Origin of the sequence: Dermacoccus sp. CCH2-D9 (assembly GCF_001556795.1) — a bacterium.
Classification (GTDB): Bacteria; Actinomycetota; Actinomycetes; order Actinomycetales; family Dermatophilaceae; genus Dermacoccus; species Dermacoccus nishinomiyaensis.
In genome coordinates this window covers 1-22,982 of sequence record NZ_LSJT01000053.1, presented here as the reverse complement: position 1 = coordinate 22,982, position 22,982 = coordinate 1, and the positions used below count along the sequence as shown (strand labels likewise).

At 69.8% G+C, this 22,982-nt stretch carries 18 protein-coding genes and 1 pseudogene; 8 read left to right on the top strand and 11 right to left on the bottom strand.

Annotated features, from left to right (window positions below; all coding sequences use genetic code 11):
* Positions 1–46: 46 nt before the first annotated feature.
* The 4 genes and pseudogenes from AX669_RS05095 to AX669_RS05085 all read left to right on the top strand — a co-directional run.
* Positions 47–1,537 (top strand): annotated as a pseudogene (locus AX669_RS05095) (cation:proton antiporter); the annotation flags it as partial.
* Between the two features lie 236 nt (positions 1,538–1,773).
* The gene (locus AX669_RS13855; RefSeq protein WP_231729421.1) at positions 1,774–1,926 is read left to right on the top strand and encodes a UBP-type zinc finger domain-containing protein; all 153 of its coding nucleotides are present in this window, start codon (positions 1,774–1,776) and stop codon (positions 1,924–1,926) included.
* A gap of 42 nt (positions 1,927–1,968) precedes the next feature.
* Positions 1,969–2,652 (top strand): nucleoside triphosphate pyrophosphatase, encoded by a 684-nt coding sequence (locus AX669_RS05090; protein WP_062257032.1) that lies wholly within the window; start codon positions 1,969–1,971, stop codon positions 2,650–2,652.
* Positions 2,653–2,848: 196 nt separating this feature from the next.
* Positions 2,849–4,150 (top strand): hypothetical protein, encoded by a 1,302-nt coding sequence (locus AX669_RS05085; RefSeq protein WP_062257030.1) that lies wholly within the window; start codon positions 2,849–2,851, stop codon positions 4,148–4,150.
* A gap of 69 nt (positions 4,151–4,219) precedes the next feature.
* Here AX669_RS05085 and AX669_RS05080 read toward each other — a convergent pair whose 3' ends face one another.
* A complete protein-coding gene (locus AX669_RS05080) occupies positions 4,220–5,395 on the bottom strand; it encodes a serine/threonine-protein kinase (protein WP_062257028.1) in 1,176 nt (391 codons plus the stop codon).
* Positions 5,396–5,586: 191 nt separating this feature from the next.
* Positions 5,587–6,444 (bottom strand): aldo/keto reductase, encoded by an 858-nt coding sequence (locus tag AX669_RS05075; RefSeq protein ID WP_038569011.1) that lies wholly within the window; start codon positions 6,442–6,444, stop codon positions 5,587–5,589.
* Positions 6,445–6,575: 131 nt separating this feature from the next.
* Between AX669_RS05075 and AX669_RS05070 the strand changes: the two genes are divergently transcribed.
* A complete protein-coding gene (locus AX669_RS05070) occupies positions 6,576–8,366 on the top strand; it encodes a biotin carboxylase N-terminal domain-containing protein (RefSeq protein ID WP_062257026.1) in 1,791 nt (596 codons plus the stop codon).
* Positions 8,367–8,496: 130 nt separating this feature from the next.
* Here the strand turns inward: AX669_RS05070 and AX669_RS05065 are convergent, their stop codons facing one another.
* Both AX669_RS05065 and AX669_RS05060 read right to left on the bottom strand, forming a co-directional pair.
* Entirely contained in the window at positions 8,497–9,138 is a 642-nt protein-coding gene (locus AX669_RS05065) for a TetR/AcrR family transcriptional regulator (RefSeq protein ID WP_062257024.1), read from the bottom strand.
* Between the two features lie 16 nt (positions 9,139–9,154).
* Entirely contained in the window at positions 9,155–10,561 is a 1,407-nt protein-coding gene (locus AX669_RS05060; RefSeq protein ID WP_006947339.1) for an NAD(P)H-quinone dehydrogenase, read from the bottom strand.
* 174 nt (positions 10,562–10,735) lie between these two features.
* On the opposite strand from AX669_RS05060, the gene AX669_RS05055 reads away from it, so the two are divergent.
* The 3 genes from AX669_RS05055 to AX669_RS05045 all read left to right on the top strand — a co-directional run bounded on the left by AX669_RS05055 (position 10,736) and on the right by AX669_RS05045 (position 14,080).
* A complete protein-coding gene (locus tag AX669_RS05055; protein ID WP_006947398.1) occupies positions 10,736–11,572 on the top strand; it encodes a purine-nucleoside phosphorylase in 837 nt (278 codons plus the stop codon).
* Positions 11,573–11,618: 46 nt separating this feature from the next.
* Entirely contained in the window at positions 11,619–13,352 is a 1,734-nt protein-coding gene (locus AX669_RS05050; protein ID WP_062257022.1) for a phospho-sugar mutase, read from the top strand.
* A 107-nt stretch (positions 13,353–13,459) separates the two neighbouring features.
* Entirely contained in the window at positions 13,460–14,080 is a 621-nt protein-coding gene (locus AX669_RS05045) for a uridine kinase (RefSeq protein WP_038571323.1), read from the top strand.
* An 82-nt stretch (positions 14,081–14,162) separates the two neighbouring features.
* Here the strand turns inward: AX669_RS05045 and AX669_RS05040 are convergent, their stop codons facing one another.
* The 7 genes from AX669_RS05040 to AX669_RS05010 form a co-directional block, all read right to left on the bottom strand.
* Positions 14,163–15,356: an adenosine deaminase gene (locus AX669_RS05040; RefSeq protein WP_050786631.1), complete on the bottom strand. Its 1,194-nt coding sequence runs from the start codon at positions 15,354–15,356 to the stop codon at positions 14,163–14,165.
* Between the two features lie 261 nt (positions 15,357–15,617).
* On the bottom strand, positions 15,618–16,931 hold the full coding sequence (locus tag AX669_RS05035) for a thymidine phosphorylase (RefSeq protein ID WP_062257020.1): 1,314 nt from the start codon (positions 16,929–16,931) through the stop codon (positions 15,618–15,620).
* Positions 16,928–17,536, bottom strand: coding sequence for a cytidine deaminase (locus tag AX669_RS05030; protein WP_062257018.1), 609 nt, complete (start codon positions 17,534–17,536; stop codon positions 16,928–16,930). Before AX669_RS05030 ends, AX669_RS05035 begins: the two co-directional genes overlap by 4 nt.
* Positions 17,533–18,777, bottom strand: coding sequence for an ABC transporter permease (locus AX669_RS05025; protein WP_062257016.1), 1,245 nt, complete (start codon positions 18,775–18,777; stop codon positions 17,533–17,535). Before AX669_RS05025 ends, AX669_RS05030 begins: the two co-directional genes overlap by 4 nt.
* Positions 18,774–19,868 (bottom strand): ABC transporter permease, encoded by a 1,095-nt coding sequence (locus tag AX669_RS05020; RefSeq protein WP_038569022.1) that lies wholly within the window; start codon positions 19,866–19,868, stop codon positions 18,774–18,776. The genes AX669_RS05025 and AX669_RS05020 overlap by 4 nt, the downstream gene beginning before the upstream one ends.
* Positions 19,865–21,535 (bottom strand): ABC transporter ATP-binding protein, encoded by a 1,671-nt coding sequence (locus AX669_RS05015; protein WP_062257014.1) that lies wholly within the window; start codon positions 21,533–21,535, stop codon positions 19,865–19,867. The genes AX669_RS05020 and AX669_RS05015 overlap by 4 nt, the downstream gene beginning before the upstream one ends.
* 67 nt (positions 21,536–21,602) lie before the next feature.
* On the bottom strand, positions 21,603–22,646 hold the full coding sequence (locus AX669_RS05010) for a BMP family protein (protein ID WP_038569024.1): 1,044 nt from the start codon (positions 22,644–22,646) through the stop codon (positions 21,603–21,605).
* Positions 22,647–22,982: the final 336 nt, after the last annotated feature.

Sequence of the window (22,982 nt, the reverse complement as noted above, 5' to 3'; positions counted from 1 at the left end):
CCGGACGTATTCTGCGGATCCGCTCGCCATCCGCGACAATGTCGACGTGCACATCGCTCTTCCCATCTTCCTGCTCGTCGCGACGACGATCAGTGTCTCCGTCCTCGCGCGCCGCGTCGGCCTGTCCGCGCCGCTGCTGCTCGTCGCCATCGGCGCGGTGGCGTCGTACCTGCCGCAGGTCCCCGAGGTCCACGTCGACTCCGAAGTGATCCTGCTCGGGTTCCTGCCGCCACTGCTGTACGCGACGGCGATCCGCACCTCGATCATCGATCTCAAGCGCGACGTGTTCCAGATCGTCCAGCTGTCGATCCTGCTCGTCCTCGTGACGGCGTTCGCCGTCGGGCTCGTCTCGTGGTGGCTCATGCCCGTCGGGTTCGCCGCCGCGATGGCGCTCGGCGGTGTCGTCGCTCCCCCGGACGCCGTCGCCGCGACCGCCGTCGCCCGCCGCATCGGGTTGCCGCGACGTCTCGTCGCCGTCCTCGAGGGCGAGTCGCTCTTCAACGACGCGACGGCCCTCGTCACCGTCGGCACCGCCGTGAGCGCGCTGACGGGGTCGTTCTCGGCGAGCAGGGCCGGCCTCGCCTTCGTCATCGCGGCGCTCGGCGGCATCGTCATCGGTGTCATCGCGTTCTGCGTCGTGGAGTTCGTGCAGAAGCACATCCGCGACGCTGTGACGAGCGTCGCGATCAGCATCATCACGCCGTGGGTCGCCTACCTCCCGGCGGAGGCGATCAAGGCGTCTGGTGTCATCGCCGTCGTCGTCACCGGCGTGCTGCTCGGCTTCAAGGCGCCGTACTACAACACGGCGCAGGCGCGGGTCGCATCGCGGATGAACTGGAATTCGATCCAGTTCCTGCTCGAGAACATGGTGTTCCTGCTCATCGGCCTGCAGGTGTCGATGATCATCGACCAGGTCCAGACGTCGGACCTCGGCCTCGAACGCACCAGCCTGTACGCGGTCGCCGTCCTCGTCACCGTCATGCTCGTGCGGCCGATGTTCATCATCGCTGCGACCTGGCTCGGCAAGGTCTCGCGCTGGGATTCGCGCCCCCTCAGCCTGCGCGAGGGCGCCGTCGCCGGCTGGGCGGGCATGCGCGGAGTGGTGACGCTCGCCGCCGCGTTCCTGCTGCCGCCCGAGACGCCGCACCGCGAGTCGCTCGTCTTCATCGCGCTCGTCGTGACGATCGGCACGCTCGTCATCCAGGGCTTCACCCTCGGCCGCGTGGCCAACCTCATGAAGCTACGCGCGCCCGACCCGCGTGAGGACGCCCTCGCGCGCGCCCAGGTCATGCAGGCCTCCGTCGATGCCGGTGAGGCGGCGATGCGCAAGGCCCTCGCGGACGACCCGGAACTGGCGGACACCCCCGAGGCAATCATCAAGTCGCTGCAGAAGCAGGGCATGCGCCGCGCGAACCTGCAGTGGGAACTGCTCGGCAACAACGACACGATGGGACCGACGCAGCAGTACCGCATCCTGCGTCAGAAGATGATCGACGCCGAACGCGAGAAGGCGCTCGAGATGCGTAACGAGGGCCGCGTCGACCACGAGGTCATCGACAGCATCATGATGCAGCTCGACATCGAGGAGTCGATGATCGTCACCGCCGAGGAGCGCGACGCCGGGCTGCGCGATGCAGGCCCGCTGCTCACGCCGGAGGTTCGTCAGGCGGCTGCGAACACCTGGAGAAGGCCGCGCGCGACGACGCCTCACCCCAGTCGCACGACGGCTGCCAGGGCTGCCTGGAGGAGGGTCGGACGTGGCTGCACCTGCGCATGTGCACCGAGTGCGGGTACGTCGGCTGCTGCGACTCCTCCGCCGGTCAACACGCGACGAAGCATTTCCGCGCGACCGGTCACCCCGTCATGCGCTCGTTCGAGGCGGGCGAGGAATGGCGTTGGTGCTTCGTCGACAACCTGCCGGGCTGACGGGCGTCCGGCCCGCCTCACCGCGCCGATATTCTTGAGCCCATGACCGTCCTCGTGCTCGCCTCGAAGTCCCCCGCCCGCCTCGCGACCCTGCGCAGCGCCGGCATCGAACCGTTCGTCCTCGTCTCCGACCTCGACGAGGACGCTGCCGTGGTCGCCGCCCGCGCGCAGCACGACGGGCCGGACGAACTCGCCGCCGAGGACGTGGCGCTGCTGCTCGCGAACGCGAAGTGCGAGGCCGTCGCGTCGGTGCTCGCGCAGGACGAGGTTCCGGCCGAGACGCCCGACGCGTTCATCGAGGACGGCGGCATCATCCTGGGGTGCGACTCGGTGCTCGAGTTCGACGGTGCGATCCTCGGCAAGCCCGCGGACGCCGCCGACGCCCGCGCGCGCTGGCACGCGATGCGGGGGCGCAGCGGCACCCTGCACACCGGTCACTGGATCGTCGACGACCGCGTCGAGGGCACCGGCGCGACGTTCGGTGCCGTCTCGTCGACGATCGTCCACTTCGCCGACCTCGACGACGCGGAGATCGACGCCTACGTCGCCACCGGCGAACCGCTGTGGGTGGCGGGCGCGTTCACGATCGACGGCCTCGCGGGCGCCTACGTCGAACGCATCGAGGGCGACCCGCACACCGTCGTCGGCCTCGGTCTGCCGCTGCTGCGCGAGATGCTCGCCGAGATCGGCGTCGCCTGGCACGAGCTGTGGAACATGGCAGCCTGACCTGGCTCGGTCAGCAGGGGCCACCGCACGGGCGCGTGGGGAAACTCTGATCCGTCGCCCTGTCGTCAACCCCTGACGGCGAGAGCTGGCCGCACCGCGTCCGGCACAGGGCGACGCATCGAAAGGCCACTTACGGCCCCCGTGCGCCTGATCACCTGAGACACTGTCAGCGCACGAACTCATGGGGAGGAACACGATGGGCAACTCGCGCGTCGCGGCATCGCTGACGGCACTGACGTGCGCGGCCGCCTTCGCGGCAGCACCGGCGTACGGCGAGGACGCCGCGACGAACACATTCGTTCCCGGCGGCCACTTGGTCGAGTTGTCCCTCGCCTCCGGCCAGGGCACGCCGCTGGCGCCGGGGCTGTACTCCGCGACGCTACCCGTCGACGCGTCGTCACGGTACGTCGAGGTCAAGCGCGGCGAGGGCGAGCGCCTCAGCGTCAGCATCAACGGCTCAGCGAGCTGGAAGGACAACGCGTGGTCCGTCGACTCCGGCTCGCAGGGCCTGCAGCTCACGCTGACGACTGCGGACGGCGCCACGACATGCGGTTCCGACTCGGATTCGCTGACGAGCAGCGGCACCCCCGGGTTGCTCGCGACGCACGTCGACATCGACGAGGCCAAGACGGCGCGCACGTCGTCATCGCTCGGTTCGGGCGCTGACGCCTGCCTGGCCGCGACGTCGTATCGGCTCGAGATCAAGCGCACCATCGACGGCGACAACGCCACGCCCATGCCCGTGCAGATCGCCGTGAAGCGCACGCCCCGCGTCAACGGCACCGTCAAGGTGCCGGCCGGGGAGGTACCCGACATGACGACGCAGGCGCTCGAGGCGTCCACGACGGCGACGGCCGGTGACGGTTTCGCCAGCGCCACGATCCTGCGTCCCGGCGGGTACACGGTGAAGACGCCCATCGGCCGGCGCATGTTCTTCCGCGTGCATCTGTCGTGGGGTCAGCGCATGTCGTTCGGCTGGCAGGCGCCGAAGAACGGCACGACGTACAACCCGTCGCAGGATCTCAACCTGTCGATGCAGATGTTCAACCCCTCCCTCGTCTCCGCGACGCTGTCGGGCGCCGGGACGTCGTCGGGTTACCTGTTCGAGTCGTCGTCGGATTCGGGCTCGAAGGATCTCGGCGTCTACACCGCGCCGATCGACTACGGCAACGCGAACGTCGACTCGAGCGGCTCGGACGCACTGCAGTGGCACAGCGACCCGGGCTGGTACTACGTGGTGCTCGACGTGACGCCGTCGTCGTCGACGCCGAAGCCGAAGCTGCAGGATTCCTCGGAGTTCGACAGTGTCCTGTCCGTGCGCGTCACGGGGACGCCGAACGCGGGCCCGTCGATGGCGGTGCAGCAGCCCGAGCCGGGAAACGTCAGCGGCGTCGGCAAGTCGTCGGCCAACCCGCTGCTGTGGGGCGGCGCTCTCGTCCTCGGCATCGGCGCGGTCGTCGGGCTCGGGTACGTGCTGCGACGCCGCGAGAATCACTGACATTCGCCAGGCGCCGTCAGACACGCTCGCTCTGGCCGCGTGAGGCTGCAGGTCAGCGCCTCGCCGGCGTCAGCCCTGCCAGGAGTACGAGCCGTCCTTCTCGGTGCAGGTGAGGGTCTTGCCGCTCGTCGTCTGGGCGGTCGTGCCGGCGTCGGCGTAGGCGCAGACGCCGCCGGTGTTGGCGAGCTGCGGGTCGTACGCGCCGTCGCCCGCGCCCCACGGCTGCCAGAGCGCGAACGCTGCCGCGATGGCCGCCGCCAGAGCGGCCGGAGCCGCGATCCACGCCTTGACGGTGGGGCGACGGCGCACCGCTGCGCCGTCGATGACCGTGGCGGGCGCCGCGGAGGAGTCCGTGAAGCCGTCGAGGGCGCGGGCGGCCGCACCTGCCTCGAGGCGGACGAACTCCCCTGACGTCGTCATCTCGGGCAGGCGGTCGGGGATCGGGCGGGCCGCCCATTCCTGCCAGGCGTTCTCCGGGAGCATGAGCCAGCTAAGGGCGTCGCGCGCGTTGGCGGGCCGCCGGTCGGCGACGGGATCGGCGAGGGCGACGAGTAGGTTCCACAGCGAGTCGGGGATACCCTCGGGGCGCGGGGGCACGTCGTCCTTGCGGACACGGATGCTCGCTCCGGGTTTGATGTCGGTCAGCATGTGCAGGCCCATCATTCCGGCGGAGTACAGATCCTGACGGGGGTCGGGATCGTCGCCCTTGGCCTGCTCAGGCGACATGTAGCCCGGTGTGCCGAGAACCATCTCGTTGCTCGTCAGGCGGGGCGCGTCGACGCTGACGGCGATGCCGAAGTCGGTGATCCACGCGGAGGGGCGGCCCATGCCGGTCGCTTCGAGCAGGATGTTAGCGGGTTTGATGTCGCGGTGCACGATGCCGGCGCTGTGGCAGGCGTCGAGTCCGTCGAGGATCTGGCGCATGAGTTCGGCGACCAGCGGGTAGGGCAGGGCGCCGTTCTCTTTGACGAGTTCGCTGAGCGAGCCACCGTCGATGAGGGGCATCGTGAAGATGACGCGGCCATCCTCGCCGGCCCAGCCGAGAGGGGTGACGACGTGGTTGTGCTCGATGCGCATGCCCTGCTCGCGCATGAAGCGCAGGAGCGAGCCGGCGTCGGACTGGCGCAGCAGTTTCGCTGCGACGAGACGGCGCGACTTGTGGTCGTGGACGCGCCACACGGACCCCATGCCGCCCTCACCGATCTGGTCGATGAGTTCGTAGCGTCCAGCGAACATCTCACCCATGGGTTCGTCTGCCTCCCCGCAGCCTGCTCGAATGTGGTCTCAGCTTACGTGACCACGACCAGGAACGAACCCGTGTCGCACCGAGACAGGCCCCCAGGGCCTGGCCGGAAGATGCGGCAGAAAACATTTGATCGATGATGTGACGAAGCCCCACGCGAGCTTGCTCGCGCGGGGCTTCGTCACATCATCGATCAATTCAGGTCGTTCGGGTGAGAGCCGATGCGGCCGTCCTTGTCGTCGAGGTCGCTGATGGCGTGGAGGTCGTCTTCGGTGAGTTCGAAGTCGAGGACGTCGAAGTTCTCGGCGATGCGGGCGGGCGTCACGGACTTGGGGATGACGACGTTGCCGATCTGCAGGTGCCAGCGGATGATGACCTGCGCGACGGTCTTGCCGACGCGTTCGGCGATTCCTTCGAGCACGGGGTTGGTGAGGATGTCGCCGCCCTGGCCGAGGGGGCTCCAGGCTTCGACGACGATGCCGTTGTCGGCGCAGAAGTCACGGACGGCCTTCTGCTGGAACTTGGGGTGCAGTTCGACCTGGTTGATGGCGGGGAACTCGCCGGTCTCGTCCTTGAGGCGCTGCAGGTGCTCGGGTTCGAAGTTGCAGACGCCGACGGCGCGGATCTTGCCGGCGTCGCGCAGTTCGAGCATCGCCTTGAAGGTGTCGACGTAGGTGTCCTTCTCGGGCGTGGGCCAGTGGATGAGGTAGAGGTCGAGCGGCAGGATCGATTCGCCGCCGAGGCGTTCGATGGAGGCGTCGAAGGCCTTCTTCGTCGAGTCGGCCCCCTGGTCGTCGTTCCAGACCTTCGTCGTGAGGAAGATGTCGCTGCGCGGCACGTCGGAGGCGGCGATGCCCTGCCCGACGCCTTCTTCGTTGTCGTAGATGCGGGCGGTGTCGATGCTGCGGTAGCCGACCTTCAGGGCTTCCTGCACGGCGGCGGATGCGCCGTCGTTCTCGACCTGCCAGACACCGAAGCCCAACTGCGGCATCTCGATGCTCGCCGAGCCGGCCTGGAGGGTCACGGTGGGGACGTTCGTGTTCTCAGCCATGTCAGCGGCAACCACGCCGCGCGCTCTCGTATTCCGGCGTTGAGCGCTCGGATGACGTCGATCCCGGCGCCTGAGGAACCTACCGCCGGGTATTCTCGCCGGTCACCCCCCGCGGCGATAAGGTCACGGACATGAGTTCTGTCACCAAGGTCCTGATCGCCAACCGTGGCGAGATCGCAGTCCGTATTGCGCGCGCGGCGAAGGACGACGGCATCGCCTCCGTGGCCGTCTACGCCGAACCCGACCGTGACGCTCTGCACGTGCGCGTCGCCGATGAGGCCTACTCCCTCGGCGGCTCGACGCCCGGCGATTCCTATCTCGTCGTCGACAAGATCCTCGACGTCGCGAAGCGTTCCGGCGCTGACGCCGTCCACCCCGGGTACGGTTTCCTCGCGGAGAACGCCGAGTTCGCGCAGTCCGTCCTCGATGCGGGCCTGACGTGGATCGGGCCGTCGCCCGCCGCCATCGACTCGCTCGGCGACAAGGTCAAGGCGCGTCACATCGCGACGAAGGCTGGCGCTCCCCTCGTGCCCGGTACGAAGGATCCGGTCGACGACGCGGACGAGGTCGTCGCGTTCGCGAAGGAGCACGGCCTGCCCGTGGCCATCAAGGCCGCCTACGGCGGTGGCGGACGCGGCCTCAAGGTCGCGCGAACGATCGAGGAGATCCCGTCGCTGTACGAGTCGGCTGTGCGCGAGGCCGTCACGGCGTTCGGGCGCGGCGAGTGCTTCGTCGAGCGCTTCCTCGACAGCCCGCGCCACGTCGAGACGCAGTGCCTCGCCGACAACCACGGCAACGTCGTCGTCGTCTCGACGCGTGACTGCTCGCTGCAGCGCCGCAACCAGAAGCTCGTGGAGGAGGCACCGGCGCCGTTCGTCAGTGACGAGCAGCACGCCGAGCTGCTGCGGGCGTCCAAGGCGATCCTGCGCGAGGCGGGTTACTCGGGTGCGGGCACCTGCGAGTACCTCATCGGCACCGACGGCGTCATCAGCTTCCTCGAGGTCAACACGCGCCTGCAGGTCGAGCACCCCGTCTCCGAGGAGGTGACGGGTATCGACCTCGTGCGCGAGCAGTTCCGCATCGCCCGCGGCGAGGAGCTCGGTTATGACGACCCGACGCCGCACGCACACTCGATCGAGTTCCGCCTCAACGGCGAGGACGCAGGCCGAAACTTCCTGCCGGCGCCGGGCACCGTCGAGAAGTTCGAGGCGCCGAGCGGGCCGGGTGTGCGCGTCGATTCGGGTGTCGTCTCCGGCGACGTCATCGGTGGCGCGTTCGACTCGATGCTCGCGAAGATCATCGTGACGGGCCGCACCCGCAAGGAAGCGCTCGAGCGCTCGCGCCGCGCGCTGGACGAGACCGTCATCGAGGGCATGCCGACGGTGCTGCCGTTCCACCGCGTCGTCGTCGAGGATCCGGCGTTCGCGCCCGAGTTCACCGACGCCCCCGACGCGCCGTTCAGCGTGCACACGCGCTGGATCGAGACGGAGTTCGACAACCAGATCTCGCCGTACGATGGCACGCCCGAGGCCGCGGCCGAGCAGGCTGCCCGTCAGAGCGTCGTCGTCGAGGTCGGCGGCAAGCGCCTCGAGGTGTCGCTACCGGGCGCCCTCGCCGTGAGTTCCGGAGCGGGCAAGGGCTCCTCGGCCGGCCCGCGTCGCGCCGCACGCAAGGGCGGTGGCGGCGCCGCGGCGAGCGGTGACTCGCTCACCGCGCCGATGCAGGGCACCGTCGTCAAGGTGGCCATAGAGGACGGCACCACGGTCGAAGCCGGCGACACGATCGTCGTCATCGAGGCGATGAAGATGGAGCAGCCGATCACCGCGCACAAGGCGGGCGTCGTCAGCGGCCTCGCCGCGACCGTCGGCGAGACGGTGACGGCCGGCACGGTCCTCGCGCAGATCAAGGACGTCGACGCCTGACGGCTCCGACGTTCGAACGCCCCGGCACGCCGAGCGTGCCGGGGCGCCTGCGTCTCACGGGTTCCTACGTCTCACGATGGACGCGAAACGCTGGTTGGCTCGATGCCCCGTAGCTCAGTGCGCCCGTAGCTCAGTGCGTGGGGCGCGCGTCCTCTGGCGACGCGGTGCCGAGCAGCACCATGCGCAGCGTCTTGTCGATGTACGGGCCGCGACGCTCCGCAGGCTGCGCGAGCGCCGACAGGACGATGCCCTCGATGCTCGCGACGGCCGTCTCGGCGCGCAGACGCGAATCGGAGCGCGCGCCGGTCTCCGAGGTGCGGCACACGATCGTCTCGACGATGCTGACGAGCTCGCTGCGCCACTCCCCCACGGCCGGCGCGAGCTCGGGCGTGCGCAGCGACTCGAGGGACAGTTCGAGGATCGCGACCATCAACGCGCCGTCGTCCTGCGTCACCCAGCGTTCGAGCAGGGCCGTCGCGAACGGTGCGGTGGCGAGCGGGTCGTCGGTGCCGGACGGGATCTGCTCGCCCAGCGCGCGGACCTGCACGGCCACGCGGGAGCCGACGTGCGTCGTCAGGCCGGCGAGCAGCGCGGCGCGCGTGCGGAAGCTGACCGAGCACGTGCCCTCGGGAAAACCCGCCTGACGATCGACCGCCCGGTGCGTCAGCCCACGCAGCCCACTCGTCGCGAGGACGCTCGTCGCTGCGTCGAGCAGCGCCGCCCGGCGTGGGTTCTCGCAGGCGGCATCGCTGGGCGCGCTCGTCCTCGTCATCGCGTGCGGCGAGGGATCAGAAGACGTCGCTGCTGTGCAGACGACGTGCGGCCTCGGCGATCGAACCCGTCATCGACGGGTACACCGAGAACGTGTTGGCGACCTGGTCGACCGTCAGGCGGTTCGCGACGGCCATGCCGATCGGGTAGATCAGCTCCGAGGCCTGCGGCGCGACGACGACGCCGCCGATGATCGTGTTCGATCCCGGGCGGGCGAACAGCTTGACGAAGCCGTCGGTGATGTTGCGCATCTTGGCGCGCGGGTTCGTCGAAAGCGGCAGCGTGACGACGCGCGCCTCGATCTTGCCCTCCTCGACGTCGGCCTGGCTGTAGCCGACCGTCGCGATCTCGGGGTCGGTGAAGATGTTGGCCGTGACGCCGCGCAGGTTGAGCGGCTGCACCGCGTCGCCGAGGGCATGGTGCATGGCGACGCGCCCCTGCATCGCTGCGACGGACGCGAGCGGGTAGACGCCCGTGCAGTCGCCGGCGGCATAGATGCCCTGCGCGCTCGTGCGCGAGACGCGGTCGGTGACGATGTGGCCCGAGTCGGTGAGGTCGACGCCCGCGGCCTCGAGGCCGATGCCCTTCGTCTGCGGGATCGAACCCACGGCGAGGATCGCGTGCGTGCCTTCGACCTTGCGTCCGTCCTCGAGCGTCACGACGACGGTGTCGCCTTCACGCGTTGCGGCCATGGCGCGGCTGCGGTTGAGGACCGTCATGCCGCGGCGGCGGAAGACGTTCTCGATGACCGTGGCCGCGTCGGCGTCCTGGCCGGGCAGCACGCGGTCACGCGAGCTGACGAGCGTGACGTCGGCGCCGAGGCCGAGGTAGGCGTGCGCGAGTTCGGCACCGGTGACACCAGAACCGACGACGATGAGCTTCTCGGGGACCTCGGTGAGGTTGTAGATGTCCTTCCACGTCAGGATGCGCTCGCCGTCGGGCTTCGCGGTGTCCATGACGCGCGGGGTCGTGCCCATCGCGAGGAGGATGACGTCGGCGCGGATGTCCTCGGTCTCGCCGTTCGTGAGCTCGGCCTCGACCCACCCGTGGCCCTTGACGCGGCCGGTGCCGCGCCGGATGCGCACGCCGACACTCTCGAGCTGAGCCTGGATGTCGACGGACTGCGCCTTCGCCAGGCGCAGGATGCGCTCGTTGACCTGGCCCAGGTTGGCGTGCGCGTGCTGGTTCTCCTCGTTGCCCTCGAAGCCGACGCCGAGGCGGCCGGCCGCCTCGAAGCGCGAGAGGAAGTCGGAGGTGGCGATCAGGGTCTTGGAGGGGACGCAGTCGGTGAGCACCGCGGCACCACCGAGGCCGTCACGGTCGATGACCGTGACCTGCGCACCGAGCTGGGCGGCGACGAGCGCGGATTCATAACCGCCCGGGCCACCACCGATGACGACGACAGACTTCTTCCGTGAGCTCACCCCCCTATCCAATCACTTGACGTCAAGAGACTTCGAATCGCGGGCACGTCATGCATGTGGCGCGAGCAGGGCACGGCGGTAGGTGCGCCTGCAGGTGCGTCGGCGGGCGCATCGGCAACAGGGACGTTCGCGAGGTCCGCACCGGTTGTCGGCCTCGCCACGTACCCTGAAGGGGTGACTCAGCAGACCACTTCGCCCCTGTCCGATCCGAGCGTCGATCCCTTCGAGATCGCGCGTGACGCCGCGCGCGTCATCGCCGAACGCACGGGCGTCGAGAAGCACGACGTGGCGCTCGTCCTCGGCTCCGGCTGGGGCCAGACCGCCGACCTCATCGGCGAGGTCAAGGCGACGATCGACAACACCGACGTGCCCGGGTTCGGCGCGGCGGCCGTCGCTGGTCACAGCGGGCAGATGCGCTCGATCGAGATCGAGGGCAGTGGCAAGCGCGCCCTCGTCTACGGCACGCGCACGCACTTCTACGAGGGCAAGGGGGTGCGCGCCGTCGTCCACGGCGTGCGTACCGCCGCGGCGGCCGGGTGCGACACCGTGGTGCTGACGAACGGGTGCGGCGGCCTGCGCCCGGAGTGGGGCCCGGGCACGCCCGTGCTCATGAGCGATCACATCAACCTGACGGCCACCTCGCCGCTCGAGGGCGCGACGTTCGTCGACCTCACCGACCTGTACTCACCGCGCCTGCGCGACGTGGCGCGTTCGATCGACTCCTCGCTCGACGAGGGCGTCTACGCGCAGTTCACCGGGCCGCACTACGAGACGCCCGCCGAGGTGCGCATGGCGAAGACGCTCGGCGCCGACCTCGTCGGCATGTCGACGGCCCTCGAGGCCATCGCGGCGCGTCACGCGGGCCTCGAGGTGCTCGGCATCTCCCTCGTCACGAACCCGGCGGCGGGTATCAGCCCCACTCCGCTCGACCACGCCGAGGTCATCGAAGCCGGGCGGGCAGCGGCCGAGCGGTGTGGGCAGTTGCTGTCGGGCATCGTCCGGGCGCTGTGACGGCGCCGACCACCGAATCGATCACCGACGCGAGCGAGGAACGACGATGACGACCGACACGGCCCACCTGCTCGACCAGGCACGTGCCTGGATCGCCGACGACCCCGACGAGGTGACACGCGCAGAACTCGAATCCGTCGTGGCGGCAGCCGAATCCGGCGACGCTGCGGCGCTCGATGATCTGGCCGATCGATTCCGCGGACTGCTCGCCTTCGGTACCGCGGGCCTGCGCGGCGCGCTCGGAGCCGGGCCCAACCGCATGAACCGCGTCGTCGTCCTTCGTGCTGCGGCAGGGCTCACGCGCTACCTGCAGACCTCGCTCGGCAAGCGGGACGTCACGGTCGTCATCGGGTACGACGCGCGCACGAACAGTGACGTGTTCGCCGCCGACACCGCGGCCGTCGTCACCGCTGCGGGTGGGCGGGCGCTCGTCCTGCCGCGTCCGCTGGCGACGCCGGTGCTCGCGTTCGCGATCCGGTACGTCGGGGCTGATGCGGGCGTCATGGTGACGGCGAGCCACAACCCGCCGCAGGACAACGGCTACAAGGTCTACCTCGGCGACGGCAGCCAGATCGTCCCGCCCGCCGACGCCGAAATAGCCGCGGCGATCGACACGTTCCCGTCCGCGGCGTCGATCGAGCGCGCCGAGGACGGCTGGGAGACCCTCGGCGACGACCTCGAGGCCGATTACCGCGACGCGTGTGTCGCCTCGATCACCCCGGGCGGACCGAGCGACGTCGCCGTCGTCCACACGGCGCTGCATGGCGTCGGGTCGACGACGCTGCTCGCGGCGTTCGAGCAGGCCGGTTTCGCGCGCCCGACGCCCGTCGCGTCGCAGGAACAGCCCGACCCGCGCTTCCCCACCGTCAGCTTCCCGAATCCAGAAGAGCCCGGCGCGATCGACGCGGCGCTCGACCTCGCGCGCGAGGTGCGGCCCGACATCGTCATCGCCTCCGACCCGGACGCCGACCGCTGCGCCGTCGCCGCGCCCGACCCGAGGTGCGCGTCGGCTGAGGACCCCCAGGGGTGGCGCATGCTGCGCGGTGACGAGGTGGGGGTGCTGCTCGGGCAGCGTGCACTCGACCTCGCTGCGACCGGCGCGCTGCACGGCGTCGACGGGGGCGCGCCCGTGCTCGCCAACAGCATCGTCAGCTCGCGCCAGCTCGGCGCGATGGCGGCCGATGCGGGCGTCGCGCACGTCGAGACGCTGACCGGGTTCAAGTGGATCGCCCGGGTGCCCGACATTGCCTACGGCTACGAGGAGGCGCTCGGGTACTGCACCGCGCCGTCCGTCGCGCGCGACAAGGACGGCATCTCCGCGGGCCTCGCCGTCGCGGAACTGGCGGCCGGGTTGAAGGCCGAGGGCCGCACCCTCGTCGACCTGCTCGACGACCTCGCCCGCCGCCACGGCGTGTACGCGAGCGACTCGTTCAGCATCCGCGTCGCCGAGCTGGCGCAGATCCCCGCCATCATGGCGGCCCTGCGCGAACGACCTGCGACGCAGATCGGAGACGTCGTCGTCGCGCAGTTCCACGACCTCGCCCTCGGTGACGGCGGCCTGCCGCCGACCGACGGCCTGCGCTACCTGCTCGCCGACGGCACCCGCGTCATCGTGCGCCCGAGCGGAACCGAGCCGAAGGTCAAGGTCTACCTCGAGGCGATCGTGCCCGTGGACGACCTGGCGCCCGGCGTGGACGACGCCCTGGCCGCGGCGCGTGCGGAGGCGGCCCGCCGTCTCGCCGCGACGCGGCGTGCGATGGAGGAGCTCACCGCACTGTGACGTCTCACGAGAGCGCCGCCGAAGGGGCCCTTCCGACGAGCGACGTTGCCCCCGAGAAGGTTTCGACGACTCACCCGCCGGCTCCGGCTGACGCAGACGGGCCTGTCGTGGGCGCGCGGGGAGCGCTCGCCCGCGTCATCGTCGTGTCGGGGCCGTCGGGCAGCGGCAAGTCGCGGCTGGCTCGCCAGTTGTGCGCGAGCCACGGGTGGCCGTTCGTCAATCTCGACGACTTCTACCGCGATCACGACGCGCCCGATCTGCCGCGGTTCGCCTCGGGCGAGATCGACTGGGACAACGCCGGCACGTGGAACGTCGAGGCCGCTGCGCAGTCGCTGGAGCGGTTGTGCCGCACCGGTGCCACCGACGTGCCGCAGTACTCGATCTCGCAGAGTCGTGCGACGGGCACGCACTCCGTCACGCTCGACGGAGCCCGGTTCGTCGTCGCCGAGGGCATCTTCGCGCCCGACGTCATCGCCCCGCTCGCCGAGCGCGGTGTGCTCGGCGAGGCGTGGTGCCTGCGTCGCAACCGGACGGTGACTGCGGCCCGGCGGTTCATCCGCGACGTGGCCGAGCGCCGCAAGCCCCCGCTCGTCCTCGTGCGGCGTGGGGCGCGGCTGTGGCGGGACGAACCCGAACTCGTCAGAGCGCACCTGGCGCGCGGCGCCCAACCCGTCACGTTCTCCGAGGCCGTGCGCCGCGCTGCGGCGCTGCAGTCGTCAGCGATCTGACGGGCGCACCTGGGCGGCGCTCAGGGTGCACGTGCTCGGCCACCGAACGCAGCAGCGTGGGTCACCGACCAGGTCAGGCACGTCAGGCGCGGGCCGCGGCGAACCCGGGTTTGATGACGTCCATGATGATCGCGAGGCGCTCGTCGAACGGGATGAACGCCGACTTCATCGCGTTGACGGTGACCTTCTCGAGGTCGTCGAGACCCCAGCCTGCCTCGCTGACGAGCCCGGTCATCTCCTTCGTCATCGACGTGTCGCTCATGAGGCGGTTGTCGGTGCTGAGCGCGACGCGGAAACCGAGTGCCAGCAGGAACGAGATGGGGTGGCTGCGCAGCGACAACGCCGCACCCGTCTGCAGGTTCGAGATCGGGCACACCTCGAGCGCGATGCGCCGATCGCGGACGAAGGCGGCGAGGCGCCCGAGGCGGACGTCGGCCTCCCCCGCCCGAACACGCTCAGGCAGCGCGGCGCGAGCCGGCTCGTCGAGTTCGGGGTAGGCGACGCCGTCGATCGTGATGTCGTCGGTGATGCGCACGCCGTGCCCGAGCCGTTCGGCGCCGCAGTACTGGATGGCCTCCCAGATGCTCGGCAGCCCGAATGCTTCACCGGCGTGGATCGTGAAGTGCGCGTTCTCGCGGCGCAGGTACTCGAACGCGTCGAGGTGGCGTGTGGGAGGGAAACCGGCCTCGGCGCCGGCGATGTCGAAACCGGCGACGCCCTGGTCGCGGTAGGCGACAGCGAGTTCGGCGATCTCGACGCTCTTCGCGGCGTGGCGCATCGCCGTCAGCAGGGCGCGCATGACGATGGGCCTGCCCTGCTCGGCGGCGCGTTCGGCACCGCGTCGGAAGCCTTCGAGCACAGCGTCGACGACCTCGGTGAGGGCCAGACCCTTCTCGATGTGCAGCTCCGGCGCGAAGCGGACCTCGGCGTAGACGACGCCGTCCGCCGCGTGATCCTCGGCGCACTCGGCGGCGACGCGGACGATGGCGTCGCGGGTCTGCATGACGCCGACGGTGTGCTCGAACGTCTCGAGGTAACGCACGAGCGAACCCGAGTCGGCGCTGTCACGGAACCAGCGCGCGAGTGTCTCGGCGTCGTCGGCCGGCAGCGCGTCGTAGCCGGTCTTGCGCGCGAGTTCGAGGACGGTCGCCGGACGAACCCCACCGTCGAGGTGATCGTGCAGCACGACCTTCGGCAGCGCCGCGACGACGTCCTGTGTGAGTGCCCGCGCCGCCGTTTCGTCCAAGCTGTGTGTCGTCGCAGAGGTGTCAGTCATGGCCCAAGTGTAGGGCTCACCTGCCCCGTCCCCATCTGCGATTCTTGTCCACATTCGCGATTTTCGTCCACCTCTGCGAACGGCGTCCACCTTCGCGATTTCCGTCCCCATTCGCACATCTCGTCCCCATCTTCGGTTTTCGGTCACTCTCGCAAGAGTGACTGAAAATCGGAGATGGGGACGAGATTCGCAAGGGTGGGCAGGAATCGCCGAAGGGGACGGGAATCGCGAATGTGGACGAAAATCGCAGGTGGGGCAGGGTCAGGCGATGCGGTCGATGACGATGTCACGCGGCGTGGATGACCCGGCGTCGGCGCTGACGTCGTAGCTGCCGTCGAGGGCGGCCGCGGCGCGCTCGAAACGCTCCGGCGTGTCGGTGTGCAGCGTCATGAGCGGCGTGCCGGCGCTGACGGTCTCGCCGGGCTTGGCGTGCAGTTCGATGCCCGCGCCGGCCTGCACCGGGTCCTCCTTGCGCGCACGGCCCGCGCCGAGTCGCCACGCCGAGACGCCGACGGCGAGTGCGTCGAGGCGCGTCAGCACGCCGTCGCTCGGCGCGGTGATGACGTGCGACTCCTTCGCCACGGGCAGTTCGGCGTCGGGGTCGCCGCCCTGCGCGGCGACCATGCGGCGCCACGCGTCCATCGCACGCCCGTCGCTCAGCGCTGCGCGTACGGCCGATTCGTCCTGGGGCCGACCGGCGCCGGCGAGCATCTCGACGGCGAGTGCCACCGTGAGGTCGACGACGTCCTTCGGGCCGCCCCCGGCGAGCACCTCGACCGATTCGCGCACCTCGAGAGCGTTGCCGGCCGTCAGCCCGAGCGGCGTCGACATGTCGGTCAGCAGCGCGACCGTGTCGACGCCGGCGTCGTTGCCGAGGTCGACCATCGTGCGCGCCAGTTCGCGGGCGTCGTCCTGCGTCTTCATGAACGCACCCGAGCCGACCTTGACGTCGAGCACGAGCGCGCCCGTGCCCTCGGCGATCTTCTTGCTCATGATCGAGCTGGCGATGAGCGGGATGGCCTCGACGGTGCCCGTCACGTCACGCAGCGCGTACAGCTTCTTGTCGGCGGGTGCCAGCCCGTCACCGGCGGCGCAGATGACGGCGCCGACCTCGTCGAGCTGACGCATCATCTCGGCGTTCGTCAGCCCTGCACGCCACCCGGCGATGGCCTCCATCTTGTCGAGCGTGCCGCCGGTGTGACCGAGCCCGCGGCCCGACAGCTGCGGCACGGCGACGTCGAACACCGCGACGAGCGGCGCGAGCGGCAGCGTGATCTTGTCGCCCACTCCCCCGGTCGAGTGCTTGTCGGCCGTGGGCACGCGCAGGGACGAGAAGTCCATCCGCTCACCGCTCGCGATCATCGCTGCGGTCCAGCGTGCGATCTCGTCCCGCGTCATGCCGTTGAGCAGGATCGCCATCGCCATCGCCGACATCTGCTCGTCCGCGACGGCGCCGCGTGTGTAGGCGTCGATGATCCAGTCGATCTCGTCGCGGCTCAACGTGCCGCGGTCGCGCTTCGTGCGGATGAGGTCGACGGCGTCGAACGCCTCGTGGGTGGAGGCAGCGGAGGTCATGATTCGCCTTTCAGCTGGGCGGCGGAGGTGGCGACGGCGTCGAGGTTGGTGACGCCGAACGCGTGCGGAAGGAGCTCGACGAACGGCAGCGGGTCGCGCCCGTCCATGTCGATGAGCAGGCCAGGTGAATCGACGGACGGCGCGACGGCGTGCTCGGCCAGCAACTGACGGCAGCGTCCACACGGCGTGATCGGGGTGCCGTTGCCGTCGACGCACGACAGCGCGACGAGCCGCTCGCGCGCCGCAGTCGCATCGACGACCGGGCCCGCCCCGCCGTCAGACAGGCCGGCGTCGGAACAGTCTGCGCCGGCCATCGCGTTGTCAGCCACACCAGCGTTCACACCCCCGCCGAGACCGTCTCGGTCAGACGTGTTCAACAGTGACGACACAAGCCCGCACTCGGCGCACAGCGCGACGCCATAGGCGGCGTTCTCGACGTTGCAGCCGGTGAGCACGCGACCCGAGGTCGTGAGCGCGGCGACGCCGACCGGGAACCGGCTGTAGGGCACGTAGGCGCGCCGCGACGCGGCGATGGCCTCGGAGCGCAGGTGCGCCCAGTCGGGTGTCTGCGCAGCCGAGGCCGTCACGCGTGAGTGCTCGCTCACCCGGCTTCACCCTTGCGGTAGACGTCACCGCCGGCCGCCGGCATGCGAAGGTGCTGGCTGGCGAACGCCATGACGAGCAGGGTCACGACGTATGGCGCCGTGCTCGTGAGGTTCGGGTCGATCGTGTTCGAACCGAAGTACCAGCTCAGCACGAGCACCGCCGTCACCGCCAGGATCACCGCCGGCAGCACGCGACGACGCACCGCCATCCAGATCGCGCCGACGATGACGCCCGCGCCGACGAGCAGCAGCAGCGCATGCACCTGGTCGCCGCCGCGCAGCTGCAGCGCCTGCGTGTAGCCGAACAGCAGCGCGCCGAGGGCGGTGCCGAGCGGCATCCAGTTGCCGAAGATCATCGCGGCGAGACCGATGTACCCGCGCCCGCCGGTCTGGCCCTGCTGGAAGCCGTCGGAGGCGACCATCGCGAGGAAGCCGCCGCCGAGGCCGGCGAGGGCGCCGGAGACGAGCACCGCGATCGTCTTGTAGAGGTAGACGTTGACGCCGAGCGTCTCGGCGGCCTGCGGCGCCTCACCGCAGCTGCGCAGACGCAGACCGAACGGCGTGCGCCACAGCACGTACGCTGTCGCCGCGATGAGCAGGACGGTGATGAGCGTCAGCCACGACACGTTCGTCAACAGACCGCCGAGGATGCCGGCGAGGTCGGAGACGAGGAACCAGTGCTTGCCCTCGAGATCCGACAGCGCTGACGAACCGGGCACGGTGAACGTGCCGATGTCCGGCAGGCTGGGGCTCTGCGTCGCACCGCCGCCGGGCAGGCTCGAGAAGAAGCGTTCGGCGAGGAACTTCGTCAGGCCCGCGCCGAGCAGGTTGATCGCGACACCGGAGACGATCTGGTCGACGCCGAAGAACACCGTCGCGATGGCGTGCAGCACGCCGAACAGCATGCCGCCGGCGATCGCTGCGATGACGCCCGCCCACGCGCCCCAGTGGTAGGCCGCGTATGCCGCCGACCAGGAGCCCATGATCATCATGCCCTCGAGCCCGATGTTGACGACGCCCGCGCGCTCTGACCACAGACCACCGAGGCCCGCCAGCGCGAGCGGGACGGCGGCGACGACGGCCGCGGAGATCGCGTTGGCCGAGTCGATGTCGTTGACGCCCGTCGCGACACGCAGTACGGACAGCGCGACGAGGATGCCGAGCAGGCCGAGCGGCAGCAGGGCCTTGCGACCGAGACGGTGGGTGATCCCTGCCGCGGGTCGGGTTGCGACGGTGCTCATGCGCTCGCTCCTGCGGTGTTTCCGGCGGCCAGTTCCGCGGCGACGTGGCGCTGTTCGATGCTCTTGTCCCAGCGGCGCACGAGTTCGTACGCGATGACGACGGCGAGCACCATGACGCCCTGGATGATGTTGACGAGGGAGGCGTTGACGCCGGCGTTGATCTGCAACGCGTCGGACTGGCCGTTGAGGTAGGCCCACAGCAGCGCACCGAACGCGATGCCGATCGGGTTGTTGCGTCCGATGAGTGCGACGGCGATGCCCGCGAAGCCGAGACCGCTCTGGCTGTTGGAGCCATAGTTGTAGTCCTGGCCGAACAGCTGCGGCATGCCGACGAGACCGGCGACGGCGCCGGACATCAGCATCGCGGAGATCGTCATGCGCTTGACGTTGACACCGCTCGCGACGGCCGCGGATTCCGACGTGCCCGTCGCGCGCAGGTCGAAGCCGAAGCGCGTGCGGTTGATGACGAACCAGTAGACCAGGCCGACGATGACGGCGAGGATGCCGAGGCCGTAGATCGGCCCACCGGACAGGTTCGCGAGCGCCGGCACGTGCGAGCTGTCGGGGATGCTCTTCGTCACCGTGGCGTTCGATCCGGGCGTGCGATCGGCGACCTTGTTGAGCAGCCACGCGACAACACCCGTCGCGATCGAGTTGAGCATGATCGAGCTGATGACCTCGGACACGCCGCGCGTCACCTTGAGCACGGCGATGATCCCGGCCCAGACCGCGCCGACGAGCATCGCGAGCAGCAGCGCGAAGATGACGTTGAGGAAGCCCGGGAGCCAGCCCTGCGCCGCGAAGAGCGCGGCGGCGAACGCGGCGACGCGGTACTGGCCGTCGACGCCGATGTTGAACAGGTTCATCCGGAAGCCGATGGCGACGGCGACGCCCGACAGGTACAGCACGGCGGTGTCGTTGATGATCGCCTCGGTGACGCCCGGCATCGGCGAGGACAGGAACACCTGCCACACCGGCCCGACGGAGTTTCCGAGCGCGAGCAGGACGATCGACGTCAGCACCACGGCGATGGCGATGGCGAGCAGCGGCGCGGCGAGCGCGACGCCGACGCGGCGGAGGGTGGAGTTCATCGGACGGTGTCCTCGCTCGTGCCGGCGGCGGTGGCGCCGGTCGTGTTCTCGGTCTTCGAGGTCGTGGGAATGCGTGCGCTCGAGTCGCTCGCGTCCGAACCGGCACCCGTCATCGCGGCGCCGAGCTGTTCGGCGGTCACGTGATGGGGGTCGAACTCGCCCGACAGCCGCCCTCGCAGGATGACGCGGATCGTGTCGGACAGGCCGATCAGTTCGTCGAGGTCGGCGGAGATGAGCAGCACGGCAAGACCTTCGCGGCGTGCGTCCTTGATGTGATCCCAGATCGCGGCCTGCGCGCCGACGTCGACACCGCGCGTCGGGTGCGCGGCGACGAGGACGCGCGGTGCGTGCGACATCTCGCGCCCGAAGATGAGCTTCTGCTGGTTGCCGCCCGACAGCGACCCGGCGGTCACGTCGATGCTCGGCGTGCGCACGTCGTACTCGCTGACGATGCGCTGCGTGTCCTCCTTCGCCGCGCCGGGCGTGAGGCGCCAGCCCTTGCTCGCGGGGGCCTGTCGCTGGTGGCCGAGCATGCGGTTCTCCCACAGCGGCGAACCGAGCAGCAGCGCGTGACGGTGACGGTCCTCGGGGATGTAGCCGACGCCGCTGTCGCGGATCTGCTTCGTCGGCCAGGTCGTGACGTCGTCGTCGCCGATGACGACGTGGCCGCTGTCGGCGCGGCGCATGCCGAGGATCGTCTCGACGAGTTCGGCCTGGCCGTTGCCCTCGACACCGGCGATGCCGACGACCTCGCCGGCGCGGATGACGAGGTCGATGTTCGACAGCAGCGCCGGGCCGCCGGCGCGGTCGGCGAGCGTCAGCCCGTCGAGGCGCATGACGACGCGGTCGGTGACGGTCGATTCCTGCGTCTCGGGGGTGGGCAGCTGCGAGCCGACCATGAGTTCGGCGAGCTGCTTGCTCGTCACCGACGCGCTCTTGACGCGGTCGATCGTCGTGCCGCGGCGGATGACGGTGATGTCGTCGGCGACGCCGCGCACCTCGTCGAGCTTGTGCGAGATGAACAGCACCGTGAGGCCTTCGGCCTTCATCTCGGCGAGGTTCGCGAACAGTTCGTCGACCTCCTGCGGCACGAGCACGGCCGTCGGCTCGTCGAGGATGAGGATCTTCGCCCCGCGGTAGAGCACCTTGAGGATCTCGACGCGCTGACGGGCGCCGACGCCGAGGTCGGCGACGAGCACGTCGGGGTGGACGCCGAGCCCGTAGGCCTGCGAGATGCGCGTGATCTCCGCGCGTGCCTTCGCCCCGATACCGTGCAGCTTCTCGGCGCCGAGGACGACGTTCTCGAGGACGGTGAGGTTGTCCGCGAGCATGAAGTGCTGGAACACCATGCCGACGCCGGCCTTGATCGCGTCCTTCGGCGACGAGAACGAGACCTCGTCACCGTTGATGCGGATCGTGCCCTCGTCGGGCTTCTGCACGCCGTAGAGGATCTTCATGAGCGTCGACTTGCCGGCACCGTTCTCCCCCACGATGGCGTGGATCGTGCCGCGCTCGACCTGCAGGTACAGGTCGGAGTTCGCGACGACGCCGGGGAATCGCTTCGTGATGCCTTGCAGGTCGACGGCGAGGGGCCCCTGCGGGGGCGCGCTGACGTCGGGCGCCGCGGCCGACGTCGTCGTGGGATCGGTGGTGTCGATGACGCACACTCCTGCTCGAACCGTGAAGGCCCGGCAAGCAGAACACCCGCTTGCCGGACCTTCACCGGGTGGCGACTCAGTTGGACGGAGTCGTGGGAACCGTGATCTTGCCGTCGACGACCTGCTTCTTCAGGTCATCGACGGTCTTGAGCGTGTCGGCGGACAGGTGGTTGCCCGTCGTGGAGAGCGAGACGCCGTCCTCCTTGAGGCCGTAGACCTTGTTGCCGCCCTTGAACGAGTCGTCCTTGACCGAGTTGACGAAGTCCTCGACCGTGCCCGCGCAGCGCTTCGTCGCGGACGTCAGGACGGAGCCGGCGACGGACTTGTCAGCCGTCAGGGCCTGGTCGGAGTCGACGCCGATGGCCCACTTGCCCTTGGAGTGCGCCGAGGAGATGACGCCGTCGCCCGACTTGCCGGCCGCGGCGAAGACGATGTCGGCGCCGGACTGGAACATGGCGTCGGCAGCGGCCTTGCCGCCGGGGGTGTCGTTGAAGCCCTTGCCGTCGGAGGCGAGGTACTTCGAGTCGACCTTGATGTTCGGGTTGACCTTCTTCGCGCCCGCGATGTAGCCGGCCTCGAACTTCTGGATGAGCGGCACCTTGAGCGCTCCGACGAAGCCGATGTGGCCCGTCTTGCTCGTCTTGGCGGCCGCGGCACCGGCGAGGTAGGAGGACTCGTTCTCCTTGAAGGTGATCTGCTCGACGTTCGAGCCGGCCGACGCGGGCGTCGCGTCGTCGATGATCGCGAACTTGACGTTCGGGAACTTCTTGGCGACCTGGCCGACGGCGTTCGCGTAGACGAAGCCGACGGCGACGATCGCCTTGTTGCCCGAGGAGGCGAGCTGCGTGAGGCGGTTGACACGCGCCTGGTCGTTGTCCGACTCGGAGGCCTCGGCCGTCGTGATCGACAGGTTCGAGATCTTCTTCTTCGCGTCCTCGAGGCCCTGGTAGGAGGCGTCGTTGAAGGAGTGGTCACCACGGCCACCCACGTCGAAGGCGATGGCGGCCTTGAACTGGTCGGTGCCCCCGGAGGACGAACCGGAGGACTTGTCGTTCGAACCACAGGCGGCGAGACCGGCCGTCATGGCGACGGCGGCAGCGATGGAAACAACCCGCTTCACGGGGACTCCTTGGGTCTATCGGAACGAAGGCCGCATCGTGCGTCAGCACCCGGGGCGGGCGAGCGACGTCCAGGCACGCGATGCGTGCTCACGACAGGCTTCGTCTTGGCAGAGGTGGCGCACGTCACGCCACCGGACCGGTTCAGCCTACCGGGGTCGCGCACCGGGTTGAAGCGACAACGATCCGAGGTGACCGAACCGTTATTGGGCGCCGCCGCGACTCGATGAGAGACAGCACACGCTCCGCCCCCGGCGGTGGGTTCTCACCGGGGCCCGCCGCGCCGCTCAGCGCGGCAACGGCGGGTCGGCGACGACGACGAGCGGGCTCGTGCGGCC